The organism is Nonomuraea sp. NPDC050556, from assembly GCF_044457355.1.
Lineage (GTDB): Bacteria > Actinomycetota > Actinomycetes > Streptosporangiales > Streptosporangiaceae > Nonomuraea.
Genome location: NZ_JBITGU010000003.1, coordinates 184,345 through 208,217, shown reverse-complemented (window position 1 = coordinate 208,217; position 23,873 = coordinate 184,345). Strand labels below are relative to the sequence as shown.

The following is a 23,873-nucleotide window of genomic DNA, read 5'->3' as shown; positions in this document are numbered from 1 at the left end:
CCGGCGCTGCCGGACTTCCGGCCCGCCACACTCTCGGCGTCGCTCGGTTTCCGCCCCGCCACACCCCCGGCGTCGCCGGGCTTGCGGCTCGACGCGCTCCGGGTGTCGCCCGGTTTCCGGCCTGCCACGCTCGTGGAGCTGACCGGCTTCCTGCCCCGTGTGCTGCTTCTGTCGTTCCCCACCTGTGCCGCCCCCCGGCCGCCCTGCCGTGCTGACTGTCCTGAGACCGGCCCGTCAGGACGCGATGGCCCCTGATCGCCGGTCACTGGTGCGGGCTCGTCGCCCGCGACCGTTTCCTCGCACTCACGCGGGCTCGGCACCAACCACAGGCGCCGGCCCCCGTCACCCCCAGCCCTCCCCCGCCGCGAGCCCCCACCCTCGGCGTCCGACCGCGAAAACCCAGCCGCCCCATCGGGGCGCGAATTGTCCTGATGTGGGGAGCCGCCACGGGAGGACACCTCCGGGCGCAGGGAACCGCCGCCCGAGGACACCCCCGGGGGCGGGGAACCGTCCCCAGCGCCGCCCTCCCGTCGCAAGACGCCTCGCGCGGGAGCTCCTTCGTTGCCGTCCTGTCGTGAGGTGGTGTTCGAATGCGGGCCCTCCCCTCGGACCCGCGCGAAACCCACCCCGTCGGGCGTGTCGCTGTGGCGTGGCGTCGCACCCGTGTTCGCCCTGCGTGGACGCCGCCTGGATGGGCGTTCCTCTCGCGTAAGGTCCGCGATGAGGGTCAGCTGCTGGGCGTCCTCGCCGGTCGCATGTGTGTTTGTGGTCGCCCCCACGATGGACCTCCCGCACGCTCCTGGCCTCGAAAAAGGCCGAACAAAGATCGGCGAATCGAACACGGTGTCGATCGAACTCCCGTACGATGTTGTACACCACGCTGCCGACAATTTCGAGGAACACTCGAACAATTGTTTGAAGATGATCTTCAAGGGCGGTACGGTCGCTGTGTGCGACATTGAGACCACGGACCGGATGGTTCGCCGGTGAGGCGGCCAGCCGGACTAGGAGGAACGGCATGAGCGAGCGCGATGACGAGAGCGGGGTCAGCGACCTCGCGGTGCGTCGGCGTGACTCCCTGGGCCTGACGCCCAGGCAGCGCAAGATCCTTGAGGTGATCCGCGATTCCGTGCAACAGCGCGGATACCCGCCGTCGATGCGCGAGATCGGCGAAGCCGTACAGCTGACGAGCACGTCCAGCGTGTCTCACCAGCTGACGGCGTTGCAGCGCAAGGGATACCTGCGCCGCGACCCGCACCGGCCGCGCGCGCTGGAGGTGCGGCTGCCCGGCGAGCCCGTGCTGTGGGTGGATCCCGACGCCAATGACGACGAGCCGGCGGTGAACAGGCCTACTGCGGCATATGTCCCGCTCGTGGGCCGTATCGCCGCTGGTGGCCCGATCCTGGCCGAGGAGAGCGTGGAGGACGTCTTCGCGCTGCCCAAGCAGCTCGTCGGCGAGGGCACGCTGTTCCTGCTGCAGGTCGCGGGTGACTCGATGATCGACGCGGCGATCGCCGACGGCGACTGGGTGGTCGTACGGCAGCAGCCGGTCGCGGAGAGCGGCGACATCGTGGCGGCGATGATCGACGGCGAGGCGACGGTGAAGACGTTCAAGCGCAAGGACGGGCACGTCTGGTTGGTGCCGCACAACACCAACTACGACCCGATCCCGGGTGACGAGGCGAGCGTCCTGGGCAAGGTGGTGGCGGTGCTCCGCCGCCTCTGACCAGGGCAGAAGCCGTCGCGGCGCGACCCCCCGAACGCGCCGCGACGGCCCCGCCGCGCCTCCCCTCACAACGAGGGGGGGACGGCGAAGCACGCGCACCCAAGGACCACGGGGTGTACGGCGCTGCAATGGGGCCAGCGCCGCGAAGGGGCGGCACTGTGAGGGATCCGGTGCTGTAGGGCGCATGGCGATGACGCATGCGCCATTTGTGCCAGCGCCACGAAGGGTGCGGCGCAGTGAGCCATGGGTGGGCCGATGCGAGGCCGCCGACGGGCCGGTGCAGGTCGCGAGCGGGCCATGGGCGGGCCAGGGCCGCGCGGTGTGAGGCGTGAGCGGGTCAGGGGCAGACCGGTGTGGGTCGCGGGTGGGCCCAGGGCCGGGCGGATACAGGTCATGGCTGGGCTTGGCTGAGGGTTGGCAAACTGGGGCATAGGGGATGATTGCTCGCGCTTTACAATGACGTGGTGAATGCCGCAAAGGACCTCAAAACCCTCCGAGACGGTGTGAAGTGGGCCAAAGCTGCCCCCGGCGTCATCCCAGCCTGGGTGGCGGACATGGACTACCCCGTAGCCCCCGTCATCCGTGAGGCCCTGGAAAAGCGCATCGTCACCGACCTCGGCTACCCCATGTGGGACGAGCAGTCCTCCCCTCCCCCGCTCGTCGAGGCCTTCGCCCACCGCATGGAGACCCGGTACCGCTGGCGTCCCGACCCCTCCCACGCCCGCGCCTTCACCGACCTCAACCAGGCCCTCCAGGTGCTCCTCCACCACCTCACCGAGCCAGGCGAGCCCATCGCCCTCCACACCCCCGCCTACGTCGCCTTCGTCGCCACGCTCGCCGAGATGAACCGCCCGATCCTCCCCATCCCCATGCTCCCCGACGGCGACTCCTGGCGTTTCGAGCTCCCCGACGTGACAGGCTGCCACATCCTCCTGCTGGTCAACCCGCACAACCCGACGGGCCGCGCCTTCACCAGAGCCGAGCTCACGGAGATCGCCGACCTCGCCGAGCGACACGACCTCCTGGTCATCTCCGACGAGATCCACGCGGACCTGACGTTCGCCCCGCACGAGCACATCCCGTTCGCCACCCTCCTCCCCGACCGCACCATCACCCTCACGTCGGCCAGTAAGGCCTTCAACCTCGGCGGCGTACGCTGCGCCGTCGCCCACATCGGCCCCGCCCACGTGCGCAAGCAACTGTCCGACATGCCAGGCATGCTGTACGGCGAAGCCAACGTGTTCGGCGTCGAGGCCACCATCGCCGCCTGGACCCACGGCGGCCCCTGGCTGGCCGAGACCATGAAGACCCTCGACGCGAACCGCCACACCCTCGCCGACCGCCTCCCCAAGACCATCGGCTACCGCCTCCCCGAGGCCACCTACCTGGCGTGGCTCGACTTCGGTCATCCCGACGCGGCCGAGAAGGTGGAACAGCGGGCCAAGGTCCTGCTGAGCCCCGGCAAGTCGTTCGGTCCCGGCGGCGACCACTACGCGAGGCTCAACTTCGCCACCCACCCGGAGATCCTGGAGGAGATCCTCGACCGGCTGAGCGCCGTCGCCGAGTAGAGCTCGAGGTGATCCTCGACAGGCTGAGCGCCGTCGCCGAGTAGAGCTTTCTGCTATCGAGGCCAACAGATCCGCACCGCCCGTGCAAGAACGCGACACCGCGGGCCCGGCCGTACTTCCCGATCTTGCTCCTTCCTGCCACTTCTCCTGTAGAGGCAGAACAGTCCCGCAGGAAGGAAGCAACCGGCATGGATTGGATCATTGTGGTGGCGGCCTGTGTCAACACCGCCGTCACCCTCGTGCAGGCGCGCTCCCAACGCCTGCTCGTGCGCGAGCTGAGGGCCGCGCCCAGGCAGGCGACGACCTCCGAGCGATGAGCGACAAGGAGCCAGAACCCGAACCCCTCCCGCAGGCCATGGCGGTGCGCAACACCTTCAGGGCGGCCTTCGAGGCTTTCGTGAGGGACGAGTACGTCCCCGTGCAACGGTTCGTCATCGCCGCCTGCGGCGCGTCGCGCGAGGAGAGCCAGGAGGTCGCCCAGGAGACGTTCGCCGAGGCCTGCCGGTTGTTCATGACCCAGCCGTCGCGCTGGGCGGCGATCGAGGACCACCGGGCGTACATCCGCGCTGTCGCGCGGCGGCTGCTGATCAGGCTCAGGGACCAGCCCCGCCGGAGGCGGTCCACGGTGCCGCTGGACCTGGACCAGCCGCAGCACGACACGCAGGCGAAGGAGTGGGCCGAGGACGTGGCCGTGGCGATGGACGTACGCAAGGCGCTCGACACGCTGCCCGCTGACCAGCGGCTGCTCCTGGCCTATCACCGCGACGGCTTCACCTACGCGGCCATCGGCACGTATCTGGGCCTGACCGAGCAGCAGGCCAGGGATCTGGGGAAGAAGGCGCGAGCCGCCATGAAGACCAGCCTGGCCGGGTATCGCGACAGCGGAAGGGACGCCGGTGACCGATCGAGATCCTGACCGCCCGCCGCAGCTGACCGACGAGGAGCTGGACCGGCTGCTGACGGTCGCGGACGACGCGCTCGAACGCCAGATCAGGGCGCGCAGCGACGTCGACGCGCTGCTGACCGGCCTGTTCGACGCCGTCCCCCCGGCCCCCGGCGCGAACGACTGGCCGTCGGTGGCCAGGGTCCGCCTGCGCAGCATCATCGCGGCGCTGTATCGCGCCGACATCCTCGCGGCCGAACTACACGCCGTCTACCCCGACAAGGCCCGCGCGCGCGGGCTCGCCGGTGGGGTGACGGACGCGTTCACCTGCGCGAGGGTGGACGACCTGGCCACCGTACCCGACCTGCTCCGGCTCCTCACCGTGGCCACGGCGCGGGCGCTGGCCACGTCGCTGTCACGCACGGTGACGACCGACCACCTCCTGGAGAGCTACCTCAGCGCGGTCATCGCGCGCCTGATCAGGACGCTGGGCCAGGCGCTGGCGGAGACCGGCGACCTGGCCGTGGAGCTGGACCGGCTGGCGGCTCCCGACGCCACCGCGACGATGGACCTGTGCGGGATGGATCTGTCGCGCCAGCGGGTCAGCCCCATCGACGTGCTGTTCGACTTCATCTGGGATGACGCGACCATCTGGCCCGCCGGGGTGAACGTGAACGTGCTGGAAAGCTCGGTCACGCTCGGCGACGGCCGGTACCGGATCATCACGAAGTCGGACCTGCGCCCGTGCGGCTAGGGAAGACCCGGCGCGTACGGCGCGCCGGGCCTTCACCACAGGTCAGGAGGGGATCGGCGGCAGGGGCGGCGGGGTCGCCGCCGGGGACTCGTCGAGCGCGGCCAGCGCCAGCTCGATGGCCTTGTCCAGCTGCGGATCCCGGCCTGCGACCCGGTCCTGCGGGGTGATGACGACCTCGATGTCGGGGTCGACGCCGTAGTTCTCGACGCCCCAGCCCTGGCCCTCCAGCCAGAACGAGTACCTCGGCTGCGTGACCACGGTCCCGTCGACGAGCGCGTAACGCATGTCGATGCCGATCACGCCGCCCCACGTCCGCGTCCCGATCAGCGGCCCGAGCTTCCTGTTCTTGATCCCGGCGCTGACGATGTCGCCGTCGGACCCGGCGAACTCGTCGGTGATCGCCACGATGGGCCCGCGCGGCGAGTCGACGGGGTAGCGCGCCGGCGCGTAGCCGCGCGCCAGCGCCCACCCGGAGACCTTGCGCGACAGCTTCTCCAGGACCAGCTCGGACAGGTGCCCGCCGCCGTTGCCGCGCACGTCCACGACGAGCCCGTCGTAGGCCATCTCGGTGCGCAGGTCGCGGTGGAGCTGCGCCCAGCCGCTGGCGACCATGTCCGGGACGTGCAGGTAGCCGAGCCGTCCTCCCGACGCTGTACGCACCTGCGCACGCCGGCTCTCCACCCAGTCGTGGTAGCGCAGCTGGGTGTCGTCGGCCAGCGGCGTCACGACGACCCGGCGCGTCTCGCCGCCGGCGGCCGGCCTGATGGTCAGCTCGACGGGCTGCCCGGCCGTACCGGCCAGGGAGGCCAGGGGGCCGCGCACGGGGTCGACGGGCCGGCCGCCGACCGCGACGATCGTGTCCCCGGCCCGTACGGCGACGCCGGGCGCGAGCAGCGGCGAGCGCGCCGCGTGGTCGGACGACTCGCCGGGCAGGATGCGGTCCACGACCCAGGCGCCGTCGGCGTTCACAGACAGGTCCGCGCCGAGCAGGCCCTGGCGGCGCTTGGGGTCGGTGTAGGCCCCGTTGGGCCGCGCGTAGGCGTGGGAGGTGCCGAGCTCGCCCTGCACCTCCCACAGCAGGTCGATCAGCTCGGAGTAGGTGCCCAGCCGGTCCACCAGCGGGGCGTAGCGCTCCAGCGCGCCCTGCCAGTCGACGCCGTTCATGTCGGCGCGCCAGAAGTGGTCGCGCATGAGCCGACCGGCCTCGTGGAAGCTCTGACGCCACTCGGCGACCGGGTCGATGGCGACGGTGACCCGGTCGAGGTCGATGGTGACGATCTCCTCGCCCTCGGCCGCCGAGCGGGTCTGCAGGCCGTTCTTGCCGTTGGCGACGATTCGGCTGCCGTCATTGCTGACCCTGAACGACGAGAACTCCTTGCCCAGCTCGCTCTTGGCGCGCTTCTTGAGGTCGTAGCGCTCCAGGACGACCTCGGGCGTCGACTCGCTGCCGTCGCCGAGCTCGCCGGCCGACGGGTGGCGCAGCCAGAGCAACGCGTCCTTAGCGGTGCTCAGGTTGCCGTAGCGGGCGGCCGGGACGGGAACGGGCACGATGCGCGAGGCGAGGCCCTCGGCGTCCACCTCGGTCGTCGGGGGCGCCTCTGACGACTCCTTGTCCTTCTTGTCCTTGTCCTCCTCGCCGTTGAAGCCGCGCCCCAGCAGGCTGGGGTCGAACGGCGACGGCGTGGTGGCCTGGAGGGGCACGATGTACGGCTTGCAGCCGCCGTGGAAGGACATGTCGAAGACGTGTACGTCGTATACCGGGTCGAAGGTCCTGGCGGACAGGAACGCCAGGTGCTTGCCGTCCTTGGTGAAGACCGGGCTGAAGTCGGCGAAGCGCTGCGGTGTGACGTCGATCGTGGAGGTGCCGTCGACCCGGCCCATCCTGATCTGCTGCAGCGGCTCGTGGTACGGGTGCGCCCAGGCCAGCCAGCCGGAGTCCGGCGAGAACGCCAGGTCCCTGATGTCGCCGTACTCGGTCCTGTCGAGCTCCTTGACCTCGCCGGACTCCAGGGTGACCACGAGCAGGCGGCCGTCGTGGGTGGCCAGCGCGACGTGCTTACCGTCGGGCGCCGCCTCCAGCTCCAGGACGCGGCCGATCTCACCGGCGGCGAGCGGCGTGATCGCGCCGCCGGGGCTGCCGATCTCCAGCGCGTCCTCGCCGGTCGCGTCGGAGACCCACACGGCCCTGCCCTCGGCGTCGAGCGGCTGCGGCAGCCGTACCCGGACGCCAGGCTCCGCGCGGAGCGCGCCCGCCGGGCCGTCGCGGTGGGTGACCCAGTGCGCGGTGCCGCGGATCTCGACGGTGCTCGCGCGGCCGGTCGCGTCGGGCGCATACCCGCCCACCTTGCTCGGCGCGGGTCGCTTGGCCCGTGCGGGCCTGGGTCCGCCCAGCGTGATGTCCAGCTTGTACGGCGAAGCGTCCAGGCTCTCCAGGAGCCACAGGTCGCCCGCGTGGCTGTAGATCACCCGCTCGCCGTCCGTGGCGGCGTGGCGCGCGTAGAACTCCGCGTGGTCGGTGTGCTTGCGCAGGTCGGAGCCGTCGGCCCGCGTCGAGTACACGTTGCCGACGCCGTCCGGGTCGGCCAGGAAGGCGAGCCGGTCGCCGATCCACATGACCGACCAGTACTGCGCGGTACTGTCGGCGAACAGCCGCGAGAACTCCCCGGTACCGTCGGCGTCGACCCAGATCTTGGCCGCCGTGCCGCCACGGTAACGCTTCCAGGCGGACGGCTCGCGCCACACCGGCGACGTCGTCGCCACCCGGCCGCCGGCGCCGAACGCGACCTCGCTCACCCAGCCGTACGGCAGGCGCGTGGCGGGCCCGCCGTCCAGCGGCACCGCGTACGCCCAGGTGTTGTCGCGCGAGGGCTGGCCGTACGCGCTGATCGCGAGCACCCGGCCGTCCGCCGTCCACCCGCGCACGCCGGTGGTCGCGCTGCCCAGGTGGGTCAGGCGGTCGCCCTCCGGGCCGTCGACCTCGGCCGCGAACACCTCGGGCGCGCCCTCCCTCGTGCTGGTCCAGGCGATCCTGGCGCCGTCGGGCGAGAACCTGGGGTGGGAAACGGGCGTCCGGTCGGCGGTGAACCGCCAGGCCCGGCCGCCGCCCAGCGGGGCGAGCCACACGTCGTCGTCGGCGACGAAGGTGACCTGGTCACCATGCAGGTGCGGATATCTCAGGTATGCGCCGTTTGTCACAGCTGCACATTAATGCGAGGTGACCATCCGGGGTCGCGCGATTTTTCCACACCGGGCCTGACATCAGGGGATATTGCGGGGAATGCGCTTAGAGCGAACCGCCCCGATGCAGCGGCGAGGACCACGTCCGACCGCGTGCCATGACGCGAGAACGGCCACCCACGTCGGCGGGTGGCCGTTCCCTTGCGAAGCCGTACAGACCCAAAGCCCCCACCAGCGCGCCCCCTCCTTGAGGGATCGCGAGGTTCTGTGCGCCCACAAGATGAGGGGTCATTCTGCTGAGCGCCCCGAGAGCCCCCAACGGGTCTCCCCCTCACCGCGGCCAGCGGGAGACCGGGGGTTCCAAGACCGGCTAGGGGACGATGTTGACCAGCTTGGGTGCGCGGACGATCACCTTGCGCGGGTCACCGTTCAGGAAGGCCTGGACCCGCTCCGAGGCCAGCGCCAGCTCGCGCAGGTCGCCCTCGGAGATGTCCGGCGCGACCTCCAGCCGGTCGCGGACCTTGCCCGCCACCTGCACCACGCACGTCACCGACTCCTCCACCAGCAGCGCCGGGTCGGCGACAGGCCACCCCGCCAGGGCCACCGAGCCGGTACGGCCCAGCCGCTCCCAGCCCTCCTCGGCCGTGTAGGGCGCGACCAGCGACAGCATGACCGCCAGCGCCTCAGCCGCCTCGCGCACCGCCGGGTCACCGGCGCCAGGACCGGAGTCGATCGCCTTGCGCGCCGCCGAGGTCAGCTCCATCATGCGCGCGATGGCGACGTTGAAGCGGTAGGACTCGACCAGCTTGGTGACCTCGTCGACGGTCTTGTGCGTGACCCGGCGCAGCGCCAGGTCGCCGCTGTCGAAGGAGACGCCGGGCTCGCTCGTGACCTCGTCCATGACGCGGAACGCGCGGGCCAGGTATTTCTGCGACGCGAACGGCGAGACGTCGGCCCAGTCGATGTCGTCCTCGGGCGGGCTGGCGAACAACATCGTCAGCCTGACCGCGTCGACGCCGAACTCGTCGATCTGCTTGCCCAGGTCGACGCCGTTGCCCAGCGACTTGGACATCGCCTTGCCGCCGTTGATGACCTGGCCCTGGCCCAGCTGGCGCATGAACGGCTCGGTGAAGTCGACCATGCCCATGTCGTGCAGGACCTTGGTGAAGAACCGCGAGTACAGCAGGTGCAGCACCGCGTGCTCGACGCCGCCGACGTACATGTCGATCGGCCCCCACTTGCGGACCTTCTCCACGTCGAACGGGCCGTCGGTGTAGTGCGGGTCGGTGTAGCGCAGGAAGTACCACGCCGAGTCGACGAACGTGTCCATCGTGTCGGTGTCGCGCTTGGCCGGGCCGCCGCACTTGGGGCACTCGACGTTGACCCAGTCGGTCGCGGACGCCAGGGGCGAGACGCCCTTGGGCGCCAGCGCCTCGCCGCGCAGGTCGGGCAGCGTGACCGGCAGCTGGTCGTCCGGCACAGGGACCTCGCCGCAGTCGGCGCAGTGGATGATCGGGATCGGCGTGCCCCAGAACCGCTGGCGCGACAGCAGCCAGTCGCGCAGGCGGAAGTTGACCGTGCCCCGGCCCAGCCCGGCCTGCTCCAGGTGGGAGATGATCGTGGAGATCGCCTCGACCTTGGACAGCCCGTCCAGCGGGCCCGAGTTGACCAGCTGGCCCTCGCCCGGCGTGGCGATGCCCGTCTCGCCCGGGTCGGCCATGCCGGTGTGCACGACGACCTGCACCGGCAGGCCGAACTTCCTGGCGAAGTCCAGGTCGCGCTGGTCGTGCGCGGGGACCGCCATGATGGCGCCGTGCCCGTAGTCGGACAGCACGTAGTCGGCCGCCCAGATCGGGATGCGCTCGCCGTTCACCGGGTTGATCGCGTAGCGGCCCAGGAAGACGCCGGTCTTGTCCTTGTCGGTGGACATGCGCTCGATGTCGCTCAGCTTGGCGACCTCGGCGCGGTAGGTCTCGAACTCGGCCCGGTGCTCGTCGTCGCAGATCTCGTCGGCCAGCGCGGCGTCGACGGCGACCACGAAGAACGTGGCGCCGAACAGCGTGTCGGGGCGCGTCGTGTAGACGGTGACCGGCTCGTCGCGGCCCTCGATCTGGAACTGGACGTCGGCGCCCTCGGAGCGGCCGATCCAGTTGCGCTGCATGGTCAGCACGCGCTCCGGCCAGCCGCCCTCCAGCTGGGACATGTCGTCCAGCAGCCGGTCGGCGTAGTCGGTGATCTTGAAGTACCACTGGGTCAGCTCGCGGCGGATGACGTCGGCGCCGCAGCGCTCGCACTTGCCCGCCACGACCTGCTCGTTGGCCAGCACGGTCTGGTCGTTGGGACACCAGTTGACCAGACCGCCCTTGCGGTAGGCCAGGCCGCGCTCGAAGAAGCGGATGAACAGCCACTGGTTCCAGCGGTAGTACTCGGGGTCGCTGGTGTGCAGGCGGCGCGACCAGTCGAAGGAGATCGCGTAACGCCGGAACGACTCGGCCTGGACCTCGATGTTGGCGTAGGTCCACTCGGCCGGGTGCGCGTTGCGCTTGATCGCGGCGTTCTCGGCGGGCAGGCCGAAGGAGTCCCACCCGATGGGGTGCAGGACGTTGTAGCCCTGCTGGAACCAGTAGCGCGCGACGACGTCGCCGATGGCGAACACCTCGCCGTGGCCCATGTGCAGGTCGCCCGACGGGTAGGGGAACATGTCGAGCATGTAGCGCCGCTCACGGGGGTCGGCGGCGTCCTCGCTCGCCCGGAACGGATCCTGTTCCTCCCAGCGCTGCTGCCACTTGATCTGCAGCGCCTGCGGGTCGTACTCACTCACGGCGGTTTCCTTCGGTTGGCTCAGACCCTTGGCATCTCGCCCATAAGAAAACCCCTCGTCGTCCACAACGAGGGGCAGCCGCGACGGCGAGGCGAGCTACGGCCGTCGCGGCCCGCTAAGAAGCAGGGTCGCGGAACGCATACACCAAGCCTAGCGCACCTCTTGCACCGAAAGCCGATATCCGCAAGGGTCGCGCGGGCAGAATGGACCCTTCGGATGCGCCGCAACCCGATGGTGACGTATCCGTTGTGACCTCTTATGTCCCATTAGATTACTCTCACCACTGTGGCGCACCCAGCTGAACCAGAGCGTTCGGAGGCCGACCTGCCGATGCAGGATCCGCCGACCGACCCCACTGGCCTGCTGTTTCGCGAAGGCTTCTCGCGTTTCGCTGCGGAACCCCCCGCCGAGCATGAGATCATGCCCGATGCGTCAAATCCGGACATAACCTCGGGAGGTACGGCAGCAATGGCAACGGAGAATTCCGGAGCACCACATCTGCCACCGTCCTGGCCGGAGGCGCCGCGCGCCGACGTCCCCACCTCGTGGCCGGAGCTGCCACCGCAGGAGGCGCCGCCGGGCTGGCCTGACACGTCGTCGTCGCGCCGGGAACCGCCCGCGTGGCCCGATCCTCCGCGGCAGGACCCCCTGCCCGCCTGGTCGGACGCCCAGAGCACCCAGGCAGGTCAACCGCCGTGGCCGGACACCCGCCCCTCAGGCACCCAGAACGGCCCCGCCGCAGGCGGGTGGCCCGAATCCCAGAACGGCCCCGCCTCGGGCGGGTGGCCCGAGACGCAGAACGGGCAGGGCTCGTGGTCCGACGCCCAGCAGGGGCCGGCGCCCGCGTGGCCCGAGGCCCAGGGAGCCGCGTGGCAGGACCCGCAGGGACCTTCCAGACATGACGGCCAGAACCCGCAGAACGGGCAAGGGGCTGGGTGGCAGGATCCGCAGAACGGGCAGGGGTCCAACAGTGCGTGGGCGAATCTGAGCAGCCCGGCGCCGTGGCCACCCCAGGCGGGACCGACTGGTGGGCACCCTGGCGCGCAGCCGCCCTCCGGTGCGCAGCCGTCCGGCGCATATCCGGCCGCTGGTCAGCCAGGTGGTGGATACCCGGGCGCAGGTGAGCCGGGTAGTGGATACCCGGGCGCCGGTCAGCCGGGTGGCGGGTTCCCGGGTGGGCAGCCGTCCGGGATGGATCCGCTCGACCCGTCCACCCCGTGGCCGCCGCAGGCTCCGGCGCAGGGCGATCCCCTTGAGCGCACCGTCTCCTACAACCAGGCCGCGGCCGCCGCAGAGGCTCCGCCGTACAACCCCCAGGCCGGGTCGCCGGAGGCGCAGCCCTTCGGCAACCAGGCGGGCGGGCCTGAGGCGCCGCCGTACAACCACCCGGACGCCCCCAGGCCCGGCGCCAACCTCAGCCGCGACCCCTCAGACCCCGACCGCCCGTTCGTGACGGCGGGGCAGATCAGCGGCTCGCGCACCCCGCCGCCCGAGCGCCAGCAGGAGCTCTGGAACACCGTCTTCGGCGACAACTACGAGGCCATCGGCGACGACCGCCGACTGGACGACGATGACGACGAGCCGAGCCGTCCCGTGTGGATCTACGCGCTGGCCGGGTCGGTGGCGATCGCGCTGGTCGCGGGTCTGGTGTGGGCGTTCTGGGCGGGGCCGCTGGCCAGCGAGGACCCGCCGAAGAGCGCGGCCCTCCCGACCGCCGCGCCGTCCTCGTCCCCCAAGACCAGCAGCACGACGCCGCCCAAGAACCAGATCCCCAGGCTGCCGAAGTTCCCTGGTACGGCGTCGCCGGTCGCCGGGGCGCTCGCCGACCCGAGCGCGGGGATCAGCGTCGCGCGGCTGGGCGGGCGGTGGCTGCTCGACCAGCGCGGGACGTTGATCAAGTCGACGTACGGATTCTCCACCAGGCAGTTCGTCAAGGTCGGCGCCGATGCCGCGGGGAACCCGATCTCGGCGCAGGTCATGACGGGGCCGCTGGCTCCGACGTTGACGAAGTACTACACCTCGCCGGACGACCTCGAGCCGGTGATCAAGGCTGTGGTGGTCAACGCGCGTAAGAAGCTCTTCCCTGAGGGGAACACGGTCAAGAAGACGGCGCAGCAGGCTCTCAAGGTGGGCGGGCTGCCTGCGCGGTTGATCGCTTACGAGGTGACTGCTGGGGATGCCAAGACGACGGTGGTCGTGGCGGCGGTCAGCACGGGTGGGGACGCGCCGTCGATCGTTTACATGTCGGTGCCGGGGATCAGCAAGAACCTGCTGCCTGATGTGAACACGGTCTTCAAGTCCATCAAGCCCACCACCGCTCAGGGCTGACGGTCCTTCCACAAACCCCCGGGTCCGCACACCCGGGGGTTTTGTACGCGCCCAGAGGTCCCGCACGGGTCGGGCTTCCTTCAGAAGCACGGCAGGGGTCCCGAGGGCTTTGGGCGCGCCCAGAGGTCCCGCACGGGCTGGGCTTCCTTTGGAAGCTCAGTGTTGGGGCTAGAAGGTGCATTGCATGTGTTTGATGCCGTTGATGAAGCTGGAGTGCAGGCGGTCCGGTTTTCCGCCCTCGATGTGCGGCAACCGGGTCAGCAGCTCGCGGAACAGCACCGTGATCTCCCTGCGGGCCAGGTGCGCGCCGAGGCAGAAATGCGGCCCGGGCCCGCCGTACCCCACATGGGGGTTCGGGTTGCGCAGGATGTCGAAGCTGTACGGCGAGGCGAACACGGACGGGTCGCGGTTGGCCGCCCAGTAGAAGAGCACCACCTTCTCCCCCTCCCGGTACAGGTTCCCGTTCATGGTGAAGTCGCGGGTCACCTTGCGGCGCATGAAGTTCACCGGCGACGCCAGCCGGACGATCTCCTCGACCGCCCCCGGCAGACGACCGTCCAGGTCCTCCAGGAGCAGGGCGCGCTGGGCGGGGTTGCGGGTCAGCAGGCGCAAGCCGTAGGAGATCGCGTTGCGGGTGGTCTCGTTGCCCGCGATGACCAGCAGGATGAAGAACGACCCCAGCTCCTGCATCGTCAGCCGCTCCCCGTCGATGTTCGCGTTGACCAACGCGGCGGTCAGCCCGCGCGGCTCGGCGGATGCCAACCGCTGCACCAGCTCCTGCAGCTCCATCCCCGCCGCCAGCAACCGCGTCGCGAGGTCCTCCAGGTTCCCCCCGGTGTACTCCGGGTCGAACCCGCCCAGGATGAAGTTGGACCGCTCGAAGACGAAGTCGTACGACTCCTCCCCGATCCCCATCATGTCGCAGATGATCTTCAGCGGCAGCCGCGACGCCGCCTTGAGCACGAAGTCGTCCCCAGACTGGAGCCCTGCGACGATCCGCGCCGCCTCGGCCTGCACGTCGAGCTCGAACTGCTTGATCATCTTGGGCGTGAAGGCGCGCGAGACGATCCGCCGCAGCCGCGCGTGCCGGGGATCGTCCATGTTGATCATCGACCCGAAGTACTCGGTGAACTCGGGCGGCATGTCCGGGATGTTGGTCGCCCCGCCCTGCCCCGACGAGAACACCTCGGGGTTGCGGCTGGCCTCCAGGATGTCGGCGTGCCGTACGAGCGCGTGGTAGCCGGGTCCGCGAGGCGCGAAGGAGATCTCCATCTCCTCGAAGAAGGCCGGCCGGTCGAGCGCGCGCAGCTGGTCGAAGGCCTCTTCCCGCTCGGCCATGGGCCTGGCCCAGAACGCCGGATCCGACAGATCAAGGGTCATGCGCCAATGATTCGCAAATCAACTACTTACGTCAACGCACCGAAGCAATCATGTTCTCGACTGATATTTCGCTCGAATTTGTAGCTGATCACCACACCGGCGAACGCCCACCACGTTTGGCAGCGTGGGGGGCATGAGCGAAGCGGTGATCACCGGTCTCGGCGCGACGACCCCGCTGGGCGGTGATGTCGAGTCCACGTGGGCCGGGCTGCTGGCCGGTCGCTCCGGCGTGGCGGCGCTCGACGAGCCGTGGGCCGCTGACCTGCCGGTGCGCATCGCCGCCACCCTGGCCGTCGAACCGGCCCCGCTCCTCGACCGCGCCCAGGCCAGGCGGCTCGACCGGGTGGAGCAGATCGCCCTGCTGGCGGCCAGGCAGGCGTGGGCGGACGCCGGACGGCCGATGGTGGCCCCGAACCGGCTCGCCGTCGTCGTCGGCACCGGCGTAGGCGGCCTGCTGACCGCGCTCGGCCAGGACGACGTCCTGGAGGCCAGGGGCGTGCGCAGGGTCTCGCCGCACACCCTTCCCATGCTCATGCCGAACGGCCCGGCCGCCTGGGTGAGCATCGAGCTCGGCGCGCGGGCGGGAGCGCACACCCCCGTCAGCGCGTGCGCGTCCGGAGCTGAGGCGATCGCGTACGGGCTCGACCTGATCAGGCTGGGCCGCGCCGACGTGGTGGTCGCGGGCGGCGCCGAGGCGTGCGTGCACCCGCTGACGCTGGCCGCCTTCTCGCAGGCCAAGGCGGTCTCGGCGACCGGGTCGCGCCCGTTCGACGTCTCCAGGGACGGGTTCGTGCTCGGCGAGGGAGCGGCGCTGGTCGTGCTGGAGCGGGCCTCGTTCGCCGCGGCGCGCGGCGCGCAGGTGCTGGCCTCGCTGGCGGGCGCGGGAGTGACCGCGAACGCCGACCACATCACCGCCTCGCAGCTCGACGGGCAGGTGCGGGCGATGCGGATGGCGCTGGCCGACGTGGACCCGCTGGACGTCACCCAGGTGCAGGCGCACGCCACCGCGACCCCGGCCGGCGACGTGGTGGAGGCCGAGGCGATCGCGTCGGCGATCGGCAGGCACCCGGCGGTGACGGCGATCAAGTCGATGACCGGGCACCTGTGCGGCGCGGCCGGGTCGCTGGCCGCGGTGGCCGCCGTCCAGTCGATCAGGGACGGCCGCATTCCGGGCACGGTCAACGTCACCCGGGTGGACCCGCAGGTGAAGCTGGACGTCGTCACCGGGACCCGGCCCTGGACGCCAGGACCGGTGCTCGTCAACGCCTTCGGCTTCGGCGGGCACAACGCCTCGCTCCTGATAACCCCTTGAAGGCCCCTGCTAGCCTGATCATGTGACGACGTTCTTCTTCCTGCGTTAGCGACCCGCCGGCGGGTCGCGGGCTGACCCCACCGCCGGCGATGCGGGGCCGCGCTTTCGCGCCGCCCCGGGTCGCGACGTGGGAGAAGGAACGTGCAACTGCTCGCCCGGACCATCCGGGGCATCGAGTCATTGGTCGGCGAGGAGATCCGCGAGTCAGGCGCCGTGCGCCGCACGCGCCACCGCGAGGTGTGGTTCGACTCCCCCCGGCTCCCCCACCTGCGGACCGCCGACGACGTCCTGCGCGTCGTGACGGTCCTGCCCGAGGTGGGCGCGGGCAGGCAGGCGCTGGTACGGCTGGCGAGGGCGGTGGCCGCGATCGACCTCGACGGTGTGGACGCTTCGGAAGGCATCGACGTGTCCGCCTCGTTCCTGGGCCGCCGCGCCTACAACCGCTACGACCTCGAAGACGCCGTAGGGGGCGCGCTCGCGGGCAGGTTGCGCGTGCCGTACCACTCGCGCAGGGGCGGGGTGGCGCCGCCGCCCGGCACCCGTGCGTGGCGGCTGACCGTCGAGGGTGAGGAGGCGGTGCTCGCGCTCAGGCCGGGCGAGCGCCCGGCGCACCGCAGGCCGTACAAGGTCGGGACGGTCCCGGGAACGCTGCACCCGCCGCTGGCCGCCGCGATGGCCCGGCTGGCCGGGCCGGTCGGCACGGTGCTCGACCCGTGTTGCGGCGCGGGCACGACGCTCATCGAGGCGCACGCGCTCAACCCGCGCGCCCGCTACGTCGGCGTCGACCACCGCTACGAAGCCGTGCGTGTCGCCGCGGCCAACGGGCCTGGCGTGGCCGCGTGGCTGACCGGTGACGCGGGACGGCTGCCGCTGCCCGGCGGCAGCGTCGACCGGGTGCTGGTCAACCCGCCCTGGGGACGGCAGGTCGGCGCGGCCGGGCTGCTGCGCGCCGACCGGGGCGCGCTGTGGCGCGAGATCGCCCGCGTCCTGGCGCCCGGCGGGCGGGTGGTCGCACTGCTGCACGAGGACGAGTGGCACGGGATGGTGGTCGAGCGCAGCTTCGCCGTGAGCCTGGCCGGGCTGCACCCGACGCTGGCCGTCCTCAGAAGTCGCAGGTCAGGTGCTTGATGCCGTTGATGAAGCTGGACAGCAGCCGGTCAGGCTCACCGACGGACCTGATCTGCGGGTGCCTGGTGAACAGCTCGCGGAACAGCACCGAGATCTCCCTGCGCGCCAGGTGCGCCCCCAGGCAGAAGTGCGGCCCAGGCCCGCCGAACCCGACGTGCGGGTTGGGGCTGCGCATGATGTCGAAGCTGTGCGGCGAGTCGAAGACGGCCTCGTCGCGGTTGGCCGCCCAGTAATACAGCAGCACCTTGTCGCCGGTGCGGTAGTCCATGCCGTTCATCGAGTAGTCGCGGGTGAGCGTGCGGCGCATCCACGCCACGGGCGAGGCGAGCCGCACGATCTCCTCGACAGCGCCAGGCAGCCTGCCGTCGAGGTCCTCCAGGAGCAGAGCCCGCTGGGAGGGGTTCTCGGTGAACAGGTGCAGGCCGTGCGAGATGGCGTTGCGCGTGGTCTCGTTGCCCGCGACGACCAGCAGGACGAAGAACGACCCCAGCTCCTGCAGCGTGAGCTGCTCGCCGTCGATGTTGGCGCTGGTCAGCGCGGCGATCAGGCCGGTCGGCCGCTCCTGGGCGAGCGTCTTGACCAGGTCCTGGAGCCGCTGGCCCGCGCCGAGGAGCAGCTCGGCGGCGTTGCTGCCGTCGCCGATGAACTCGGGGTCGCCGCCGGACAGGATGACGTTGGAGGCGTCGAAGACGGTCTGGTAGTCGGACTCGGGGATGCCCATCATGTCGCAGATGATCTTCAGCGGCAGCCGGGCCGCCGCCTTGAGCACGAAGTCGTCCCCAGGCTGGAGCCCGGAGACGATCTGCGCCGCCTCAGCCTGCACGTCGAGCTCGAACTGCTTGATCATCTTGGGCGTGAAGGCGCGCGAGACGATCCGGCGCAGGCGGGCGTGCCTGGGGTCGTCCATGTTGATCATCGAGCCGAAGTACTCGTTGAACTCGGTCGGCAGGTCGTGGATCGAGGTCGAGCTCTGCCCCGAGCAGAAGATCTCGGGGTTGCGGCTGGCCTCGACGATGTCGGCGTGCCGCACGAGCGCGTAGTAGCCGGGGCCGGCCGGGGCGAAGCTGATCTCCTCCTCGACGAACTTGACCGGTTTCGGCTGAGCCCGGAGAACGGCGAACGCCGCCTCCCTGTCGGCCATCGGGCGAGCCCAGAATTCCAGGTCCGACAGGTCGATGTCCCCGAGCGTCACGGCGGCCTCCAAGTAGAACGTGATTCTGTTTCTACATTAGGGGGCTGCGCCGATCCAGTCGAGGACGAGTTGACCGACCTCGCGCGGGCGCTCGAGGTGGAGGAAGTGCCCGGCGTCGGCGACCACCTCGGCCCGCGAGCCGTCCGGCAGGAAGGTGGTCACGTCCTTGGCCAGGTCGGCGCCGAGGCAGCCGTCCCGCTGGCCGTGCAGGTAGAGGACGGGCTCGCTCGCCTTGGGCGGGTCGGGGAAGCGACCGGAGGGCGGGGTGGCGCCGAGCATGGCGCGGTAGTAGCCGATGGCCGCGGCTAGGTTCTCGGGGCTGCCGATGCTCTGGCGGACGAACTCCAGGTCCTGGGCGGCGTCGTAGCCGGGCGACCAGTCGGCCCAGAGCGCGTCGAGGAAGCCGGGCGCGGAGGCGGCGGTCTCGGCGAGGCCGGTCTGGAAGAGGAAGATGTAGAAGGAGCGCTTGAGCTGTTCGTAGCCGAAGAAACCGGTGAGGAGCGCGTCGATGGGCGGTACGGCGAGCGCGACCGACCTGCGGAACCGCTCGGTCGTGCCGTACACGGGCAGCGCGCCCCAGTCGTGGCCGATCACCACCGCGTTCTCGTCGCCGCCCAGCTCCTCGTGCAGCGCCAGCACGTCGGCCACGAGCGCACCGCCCTCGTAGGCGCCGTCCGCCGGAACCTCGGTGGGCGCGTAGCCGCGCATGAACGGCGCAACGGCCCGGTATCCGCGCTCGGCCAGCTCCGGCATCAGGTGCCGCCACGTGTGGGCGGTGTCGGGGAAACCGTGCAGGCACAACGCCAGCGGGCCGACACCTAACGCCAGATAGGCGAACTCCACCCCATTGGCGTGAATAGTCCTGATCTCCATGGTGCGGAAACCTAGCATCGGCAGGGCTCCAGGAGCACTAAGGGACGACGGGGTTTCTTCGCGCTCAGTCGATCTCGGGCCAGTCCCAGCCGAGCTGGAAGAACAGGCCGAGCCGGTCGCTGACGCCGCGGATCTCGCCGATCTTGCCGTCCTTGACGGTGAAGACGAAGATCGCCTCGTTCTGGAAGCTCTTGCCGGTCGGCGTCGGCATCCTGGGGTGCGTGCCGCTGTGCGTGCCCGACATGGTCACCCTGGCGACGACCTTGTCGCCCTGCTCGATCAGCTCCTCGACCTCGATGCGGAAGGGGTCGAACGCCTCCAGCTGCATGCGGATGCCGTCGAACGCGGCGCCCGGCTCGTCGGGCTCGCCATGAATGATCTTGTTGTGGTCGACCACGTCCGCCGCCATGTAGTCGTGCAGGTCGTCGAGGCGGCGCTCGTTGATGGCGTCGAAGAAGCCCTTCACAGTGATTCCCTTCCCTGTTTCTTACGGTGTAAGAGAACGGTATCTTACGGTGTATGACGCTGTCCAGAGAGAGAATCCTCCAGGCCGCGCTGGCGCTGGCCGACAGGGACGGGATCGACGCGCTCTCGATGCGCAAGCTGGGCAAGGAGCTGGGCGTCGAGGCGATGACGCTCTACTACTACGTGCCGAACAAGGACGCGGTCCTCGACGGCCTGGTGGAGCTGGTGGTCGCCAGGGTCGACGTGCGTACGGAGGGTCCGTGGCGCGTGTGGGCCAGAAACTACGCGCTGTCGTTCCGCAGGGAGCTGCTCGCGCATCCCGCGCTGCTGCCGGTCGTGGCGGTGCGCCCGGTGGCCACGCCCGGCGGGCTGGCCACGGTCGAGCGGGCGGCTGCGGCGCTGGTCGCCGAGGGGTTCACGCCGACGGGGGCGCTGCACGTGATCACGTCGGTGTCGACGTTCGTGGTGGGCCAGACGCTGGCCGAGGTGCCCTCAGGCGAGTCCTCACCTGACTTTTCGGCGTATCCCACCCTGGCCGCCGCGGTCGCGGCCGGGCTCGGCACGCCGGAGGACCATCGCGACCGCTTCGCGTACGCCCTGGACGCGCTGCTGAGCGGGCTCAGCCCGCGCTGATCCCGTCGAGGATGGCGTCGAGCCCGAAGGCGAACTGCTCGGCGAAGCTCGGATCGCGCGCGTCCACGATCCGCCGGGCGAAGTGCGGATAGGCGCCGCTCTCGACGACCTGCCTGATGTAGGGGGCGACGCTCGCGCGCCACTCGTCCTCAGACTGCCCCGTACGGCGGTGCGCCTCGTTCTCCGCCAGCTCCCGCGACACGGCGCCGAGCACGTAGTCGCCGATGAGCCCGATCACGTTCGCGGCGCGCGTGGGGTCTCCGGTCAGCGACTCGGCCACGGCCAGGGCGTGGTCCAGGTGGCGCAGCGAGTGCGGGCCCAGCGCAGGGCGGGTGCTGAGCAGCGTGCCCAGCCACGGGTGGCGCAGCATGAGGTCACGCTGGCCGTACGCGACGGCGGCCAGGTCCGCGCGCCAGTCACCGCTTCGTGGAAGCACCTCGCGCTCGCCGCGGACCGCGTCGACCATCAGGTCGAGCAGCTCGTCGCGGTTCTTGACGTAGCGGTAGACCGAGGTGGTGCCCGAGCCGAGCTCGGCCGCGACCCTGCGCATCGACAGCGCGTCCAGGCCCTCCGCGTCGGCGAGCGCGACGGCCGCCCTGACCAGGCCGTCCACGCTGAGCGCCTGCCTTTTCGGGCTGTACGGCTCGCGGTTCCACACCAGTGACATGGACACATTCTACCGGTGTGGTTACAGTGTTCCCATGAACGGCAACAGTGTTCCCACAGAAGATGTCCTCATCGTCGGCGGCGGCACCGTCGGGCTCAGCGCCGCGGTCTTCCTCGCCCATCACGGCGTTCGCGCGACCGTCGTCGAGCGCGCCGACGGGCCTCAGGTCCACCCGCGCGCCACCGGGATCGGGCCACGCACCATGGAGTTCCTGCGCGAGGTCGGGCTGGCCGACGCGGTCAACGCGGTCGCCATCGACCACCACGGGCGCTCGCTCGGCAAGATCTCGGTGTCCACGCTGGCCTCGGCCGACTTCTCCGCCATGACGCCCAGCGCGCAGGTGTCCGCCACGCCTCCGGCGTACACGCCCGGGGTGTTGCGCGGCACCTGCCCGCAGGACCGGCTCGACGGGGTGCTGCTCGGGCGGGTCCCGGTCACCTACGGCACGACCCTCCTGGAGCTGCGCCAGGACGCCGACGGCGTCACGGCCATGCTGGAGGGCCCCGACGGGTGCCACGAGGTGCGCGCCCGCTACGTCATCGGCGCGGACGGCGTACGGAGCACCGTGCGCTCGGCGCTGGGCATCGGCACCTCCGGGCCTGGAGCGGTCGGCGAGAGCATCAACAACGTGCTCTTCCGCGCTGATCTGCGGGGGATCGTGGGCGACGCCCGGTTCGCGGTGTGCGACGTGACCACGCCGGACTCGCCGGGGATGCTCGTGACGATCGACGGGGAGAAGGAGTGGGTCTTCCACACCCAGGGCCACGCCGACGACGCCCGCGAGCTGGTGCTGGCGGCGATCGGCGACCCGTCGGTGGACGTCGAGATCGTCAGCGTGCTGCCGTGGAAGCCGCGCGCCCTGGTCGCCGACGCGTTCTCCGCCGGGCGGGTGTTCCTGGCCGGCGACGCGGCGCACGCGGTGCCGCCGCTGGGGGCGTTCGGGATGAACACCGGGGTCGCCGACGCGCACAACCTGGCGTGGAAGCTCGCCTACGTGTTGCGCGGCGAGGCGGGCCCCGGGCTCCTGGACACCTACGCGGCAGAGCGCCGCCCGGTGGCCGTGATGACCATGGAACAGGCGCTGCTGCGCCTGGCCGACCCCCGGCTGCACTGGGCGCCCGGCATGGCAGAGGAGCGCGCCCGCGTGGGAGCCGTCGCCGCGCACGTGGCGCACCTGGGCTACCGGTACGGCACGCCCATCCTGGAGCTGCCCTCCACCGAGGACGTCGAGCTGGACCTGGACGGCTCGGTCGGCTCCCGCGTCCCCCACGTGTGGGTCGCGCCGGGCGTGTCGTCGCTGGACCTCGTGGAGTCGCGCTTCACCGTGCTGGCCGCCACGGGCGACACCGCGTGGAAGGGCGCCAGGCACATCGACGGCTGGCCGTACGGTCCCCTGCTCGTCCGGCCCGACGGCGTCGTCGCCTGGCGGGGTACCGACCCGGCCGAGCTGCCCGCGGTCATGGCCGCGCAGCTCTACCAGGCGTAGTCGAGGTGTTTGACGCCGTTGATGAAGTTCGAGAGGAGGAAGTCGGGGTCGCCGGTGGCGCGGATATCGGGCACGCGGGTGAAGAGCTCGCGGAACATCACCGTCATCTCGCGCCTGGCCAGGTGGGCGCCGAGGCAATAGTGCGGGCCAGGACCGCCGAAGCCGACGTGGGGGTTGGGGTCGCGGGTGATGTCGAAGGTGTCCGGGTCCTTGAAGACGGTCTCGTCGCGGTTGGCGGAGTTGTAGAAGAGGAGGACCTTGTCGCCCGCCTTGTAGTCGACGTCGTTCATGGTGTGGTCGCGGGTCAGGGTGCGGCGGAACTGGATGACCGGGGTGGAGTAGCGGACGATCTCATCGCAGGCCTTCACGATGCGGGCGTCGAAGTCCTCCAGGAGGAGTGCCCGTTGTTCCGGATGGTCGGTGAAGAGCTTGAGCCCGTAGGCGATGGCGTTGCGTGTCGTCTCGCTGCCGGCGACCACCAGGAGGATGAAGAAGGAGCCGAGCTCCTGGGACGTCAGGGACTCCTCGCCGCCGACCAGAAGGCTGACCAGGTCGCCTGTGGGGTTCTTGCGTCGTTCGTCGCCGAGTTTGGCGGCCAGGCGGTTGAGTGAGTAGCCGGCGTGGAGGAGCTTTCCCAGGCCTCGGGCTACGTTCCAGCGGTTGGTGTAGTCGGGTTCTACGCCTGTGTACTCGGTGTCCGTGTTGCCGAGGATCAGGTTGGTACGGCGCAGCACCATGTCATGAAATTTCGCGGGAACGCCCATCATGTCGCAGATCACGCGGACGGGGAGTCTTGCGGCGATCTGCGTGACGAAGTCTTTGGGGCCTTCGCGCATGGCCTGGTCGACGATCTCGGCGGCTGCCTTGGCGAGGTCCTCCTCCATCTTGGCCAGCACCCGTGGGGTGAAGGCCCGGGACACGATCCTCCTCAGCCTGGCGTGGCGGGGGTCGTCCATGTTGATCATCGAGCCGAAGTAGACGGCCAGCCATCTGGGCATGTCGGGGATGCTGTTGGAGCAGGGTTCGCTGCTGAACACGGCGGCGTTGCGGCTGGCCTCGGTCACGTCGGCGTGCCGTACGAGGGCGTAGTAGCCCTGGCCGCCGCCTACGAAGGGGACGATGTTTTCCTTCACGAACATGGGGCGGTCGAGGGCGCGGAGCTCGCGGAAGGCGGCCATGCGCTCGGCCTGCGGGAGCGCCCAGAACGGGATCTCGGAGAGGTCCACCATCCTTCCAGAGTTGTGCAAGTGCCCACTTACGTCAAGACGGTCCCACCCCACACCTTGACGCCCTCAGACCCACCCCAAACCTCGAAAGCCCTTAAGAGAGGGCCACCCTCCTGTCAGGGTCACACCCAAGGAGGGACCAGCCCTCACTGGGCTTCCCCCCGCAGGGGGTCACCCCAAAAGAAGGAGTGACCCTCGCAGGAGGGTGACCCTTCTTTTGGGGTGACCCTCCTGCGAGGGGAGGTTGGGGTTTT

Annotated in this window: 18 protein-coding genes; 10 read left to right on the top strand and 8 right to left on the bottom strand. The window is 70.5% G+C overall.

Annotated features, from left to right (window positions below; genetic code table 11):
- Positions 1–1,018: 1,018 nt before the first annotated feature.
- The 5 genes from lexA to ACIBG8_RS30060 all read left to right on the top strand — a co-directional run bounded on the left by lexA (position 1,019) and on the right by ACIBG8_RS30060 (position 4,931).
- Positions 1,019–1,726 carry a transcriptional repressor LexA gene (gene lexA / locus ACIBG8_RS30080; RefSeq protein ID WP_397346377.1) on the top strand — a complete coding sequence of 236 codons (708 nt, stop codon included), beginning with the start codon at positions 1,019–1,021 and terminating at the stop codon, positions 1,724–1,726.
- Positions 1,727–2,280: 554 nt separating this feature from the next.
- Positions 2,281–3,294 (top strand): MalY/PatB family protein, encoded by a 1,014-nt coding sequence (locus tag ACIBG8_RS30075; protein WP_397346376.1) that lies wholly within the window; start codon positions 2,281–2,283, stop codon positions 3,292–3,294.
- Positions 3,295–3,482: 188 nt separating this feature from the next.
- The gene (locus ACIBG8_RS30070; RefSeq protein WP_397346375.1) at positions 3,483–3,611 is read left to right on the top strand and encodes a hypothetical protein; all 129 of its coding nucleotides are present in this window, start codon (positions 3,483–3,485) and stop codon (positions 3,609–3,611) included.
- Entirely contained in the window at positions 3,608–4,210 is a 603-nt protein-coding gene (locus ACIBG8_RS30065; RefSeq protein ID WP_397346374.1) for a sigma-70 family RNA polymerase sigma factor, read from the top strand. Before ACIBG8_RS30070 ends, ACIBG8_RS30065 begins: the two co-directional genes overlap by 4 nt.
- Entirely contained in the window at positions 4,191–4,931 is a 741-nt protein-coding gene (locus tag ACIBG8_RS30060; RefSeq protein WP_397346373.1) for a hypothetical protein, read from the top strand. Before ACIBG8_RS30065 ends, ACIBG8_RS30060 begins: the two co-directional genes overlap by 20 nt.
- 42 nt (positions 4,932–4,973) lie before the next feature.
- On the opposite strand, the gene ACIBG8_RS30055 is transcribed toward ACIBG8_RS30060, so the two are convergent.
- Both ACIBG8_RS30055 and leuS read right to left on the bottom strand, forming a co-directional pair.
- Positions 4,974–8,126 carry a S41 family peptidase gene (locus ACIBG8_RS30055; RefSeq protein WP_397346372.1) on the bottom strand — a complete coding sequence of 1,051 codons (3,153 nt, stop codon included), beginning with the start codon at positions 8,124–8,126 and terminating at the stop codon, positions 4,974–4,976.
- Positions 8,127–8,478: 352 nt separating this feature from the next.
- Positions 8,479–10,929, bottom strand: a complete 2,451-nt coding sequence (gene leuS / locus ACIBG8_RS30050) for a leucine--tRNA ligase (RefSeq protein ID WP_397346371.1) — start codon at positions 10,927–10,929, stop codon at positions 8,479–8,481.
- A gap of 468 nt (positions 10,930–11,397) precedes the next feature.
- Between leuS and ACIBG8_RS30045 the strand changes: the two genes are divergently transcribed.
- Positions 11,398–13,257 (top strand): hypothetical protein, encoded by a 1,860-nt coding sequence (locus ACIBG8_RS30045; RefSeq protein ID WP_397346370.1) that lies wholly within the window; start codon positions 11,398–11,400, stop codon positions 13,255–13,257.
- A 168-nt stretch (positions 13,258–13,425) separates the two neighbouring features.
- Here ACIBG8_RS30045 and ACIBG8_RS30040 read toward each other — a convergent pair whose 3' ends face one another.
- The gene (locus tag ACIBG8_RS30040) at positions 13,426–14,637 is read right to left on the bottom strand and encodes a cytochrome P450 (RefSeq protein ID WP_397346369.1); all 1,212 of its coding nucleotides are present in this window, start codon (positions 14,635–14,637) and stop codon (positions 13,426–13,428) included.
- Between the two features lie 133 nt (positions 14,638–14,770).
- Between ACIBG8_RS30040 and ACIBG8_RS30035 the strand changes: the two genes are divergently transcribed.
- Positions 14,771–15,949, top strand: a complete 1,179-nt coding sequence (locus tag ACIBG8_RS30035; RefSeq protein WP_397346368.1) for a beta-ketoacyl-[acyl-carrier-protein] synthase family protein — start codon at positions 14,771–14,773, stop codon at positions 15,947–15,949.
- Between the two features lie 141 nt (positions 15,950–16,090).
- On the top strand, positions 16,091–17,077 hold the full coding sequence (locus tag ACIBG8_RS30030) for a methyltransferase domain-containing protein (protein WP_397346367.1): 987 nt from the start codon (positions 16,091–16,093) through the stop codon (positions 17,075–17,077).
- Here the strand turns inward: ACIBG8_RS30030 and ACIBG8_RS30025 are convergent.
- The 3 genes from ACIBG8_RS30025 to ACIBG8_RS30015 all read right to left on the bottom strand — a co-directional run bounded on the left by ACIBG8_RS30025 (position 17,052) and on the right by ACIBG8_RS30015 (position 19,608).
- Positions 17,052–18,218, bottom strand: coding sequence for a cytochrome P450 (locus tag ACIBG8_RS30025; RefSeq protein WP_397347800.1), 1,167 nt, complete (start codon positions 18,216–18,218; stop codon positions 17,052–17,054). The genes ACIBG8_RS30030 and ACIBG8_RS30025 overlap by 26 nt on opposite strands.
- An 87-nt stretch (positions 18,219–18,305) precedes the next feature.
- Entirely contained in the window at positions 18,306–19,142 is an 837-nt protein-coding gene (locus tag ACIBG8_RS30020) for an alpha/beta fold hydrolase (protein WP_397346366.1), read from the bottom strand.
- 64 nt (positions 19,143–19,206) lie between these two features.
- Positions 19,207–19,608, bottom strand: coding sequence for an ester cyclase (locus tag ACIBG8_RS30015; RefSeq protein ID WP_397346365.1), 402 nt, complete (start codon positions 19,606–19,608; stop codon positions 19,207–19,209).
- A gap of 53 nt (positions 19,609–19,661) precedes the next feature.
- Here ACIBG8_RS30015 and ACIBG8_RS30010 point away from each other — a divergent pair, with 53 nt between their 5' ends.
- Positions 19,662–20,240: a TetR/AcrR family transcriptional regulator C-terminal domain-containing protein gene (locus ACIBG8_RS30010; protein WP_397346364.1), complete on the top strand. Its 579-nt coding sequence runs from the start codon at positions 19,662–19,664 to the stop codon at positions 20,238–20,240.
- Here the strand turns inward: ACIBG8_RS30010 and ACIBG8_RS30005 are convergent.
- The gene (locus ACIBG8_RS30005) at positions 20,227–20,907 is read right to left on the bottom strand and encodes a TetR/AcrR family transcriptional regulator (protein WP_397346363.1); all 681 of its coding nucleotides are present in this window, start codon (positions 20,905–20,907) and stop codon (positions 20,227–20,229) included. The two genes, ACIBG8_RS30010 and ACIBG8_RS30005, sit on opposite strands and share 14 nt — an antisense overlap.
- A gap of 34 nt (positions 20,908–20,941) precedes the next feature.
- On the opposite strand from ACIBG8_RS30005, the gene ACIBG8_RS30000 reads away from it, so the two are divergent.
- On the top strand, positions 20,942–22,393 hold the full coding sequence (locus tag ACIBG8_RS30000; RefSeq protein ID WP_397346362.1) for an FAD-dependent oxidoreductase: 1,452 nt from the start codon (positions 20,942–20,944) through the stop codon (positions 22,391–22,393).
- Here ACIBG8_RS30000 and ACIBG8_RS29995 read toward each other — a convergent pair.
- Positions 22,381–23,622, bottom strand: coding sequence for a cytochrome P450 (locus tag ACIBG8_RS29995; RefSeq protein WP_397346361.1), 1,242 nt, complete (start codon positions 23,620–23,622; stop codon positions 22,381–22,383). The two genes, ACIBG8_RS30000 and ACIBG8_RS29995, sit on opposite strands and share 13 nt — an antisense overlap.
- Between the last annotated feature and the right edge of the window lie 251 nt (positions 23,623–23,873).

Coding starts and splice junctions, on each gene's coding strand:
- ACIBG8_RS30075 (WP_397346376.1), top strand. CDS start 2,281: ATGGACTACCCCGTAGCCCCCGTCATCCGTGAGGCCCTGGAAAAGCGC.
- ACIBG8_RS30070 (WP_397346375.1), top strand. CDS start 3,483: ATGGATTGGATCATTGTGGTGGCGGCCTGTGTCAACACCGCCGTCACC.
- lexA (WP_397346377.1), top strand. CDS start 1,019: ATGAGCGAGCGCGATGACGAGAGCGGGGTCAGCGACCTCGCGGTGCGT.
- ACIBG8_RS30045 (WP_397346370.1), top strand. CDS start 11,398: ATGGCAACGGAGAATTCCGGAGCACCACATCTGCCACCGTCCTGGCCG.
- ACIBG8_RS30025 (WP_397347800.1), bottom strand. CDS start 18,218: ATGGCCGACAGGGAGGCGGCGTTCGCCGTTCTCCGGGCTCAGCCGAAA.
- ACIBG8_RS30010 (WP_397346364.1), top strand. CDS start 19,662: ATGACGCTGTCCAGAGAGAGAATCCTCCAGGCCGCGCTGGCGCTGGCC.
- ACIBG8_RS30020 (WP_397346366.1), bottom strand. CDS start 19,142: ATGGAGATCAGGACTATTCACGCCAATGGGGTGGAGTTCGCCTATCTG.
- ACIBG8_RS30065 (WP_397346374.1), top strand. CDS start 3,608: ATGAGCGACAAGGAGCCAGAACCCGAACCCCTCCCGCAGGCCATGGCG.
- ACIBG8_RS30040 (WP_397346369.1), bottom strand. CDS start 14,637: ATGACCCTTGATCTGTCGGATCCGGCGTTCTGGGCCAGGCCCATGGCC.
- ACIBG8_RS30000 (WP_397346362.1), top strand. CDS start 20,942: ATGAACGGCAACAGTGTTCCCACAGAAGATGTCCTCATCGTCGGCGGC.
- ACIBG8_RS30035 (WP_397346368.1), top strand. CDS start 14,771: ATGAGCGAAGCGGTGATCACCGGTCTCGGCGCGACGACCCCGCTGGGC.
- ACIBG8_RS29995 (WP_397346361.1), bottom strand. CDS start 23,622: ATGGTGGACCTCTCCGAGATCCCGTTCTGGGCGCTCCCGCAGGCCGAG.
- ACIBG8_RS30005 (WP_397346363.1), bottom strand. CDS start 20,907: ATGTCACTGGTGTGGAACCGCGAGCCGTACAGCCCGAAAAGGCAGGCG.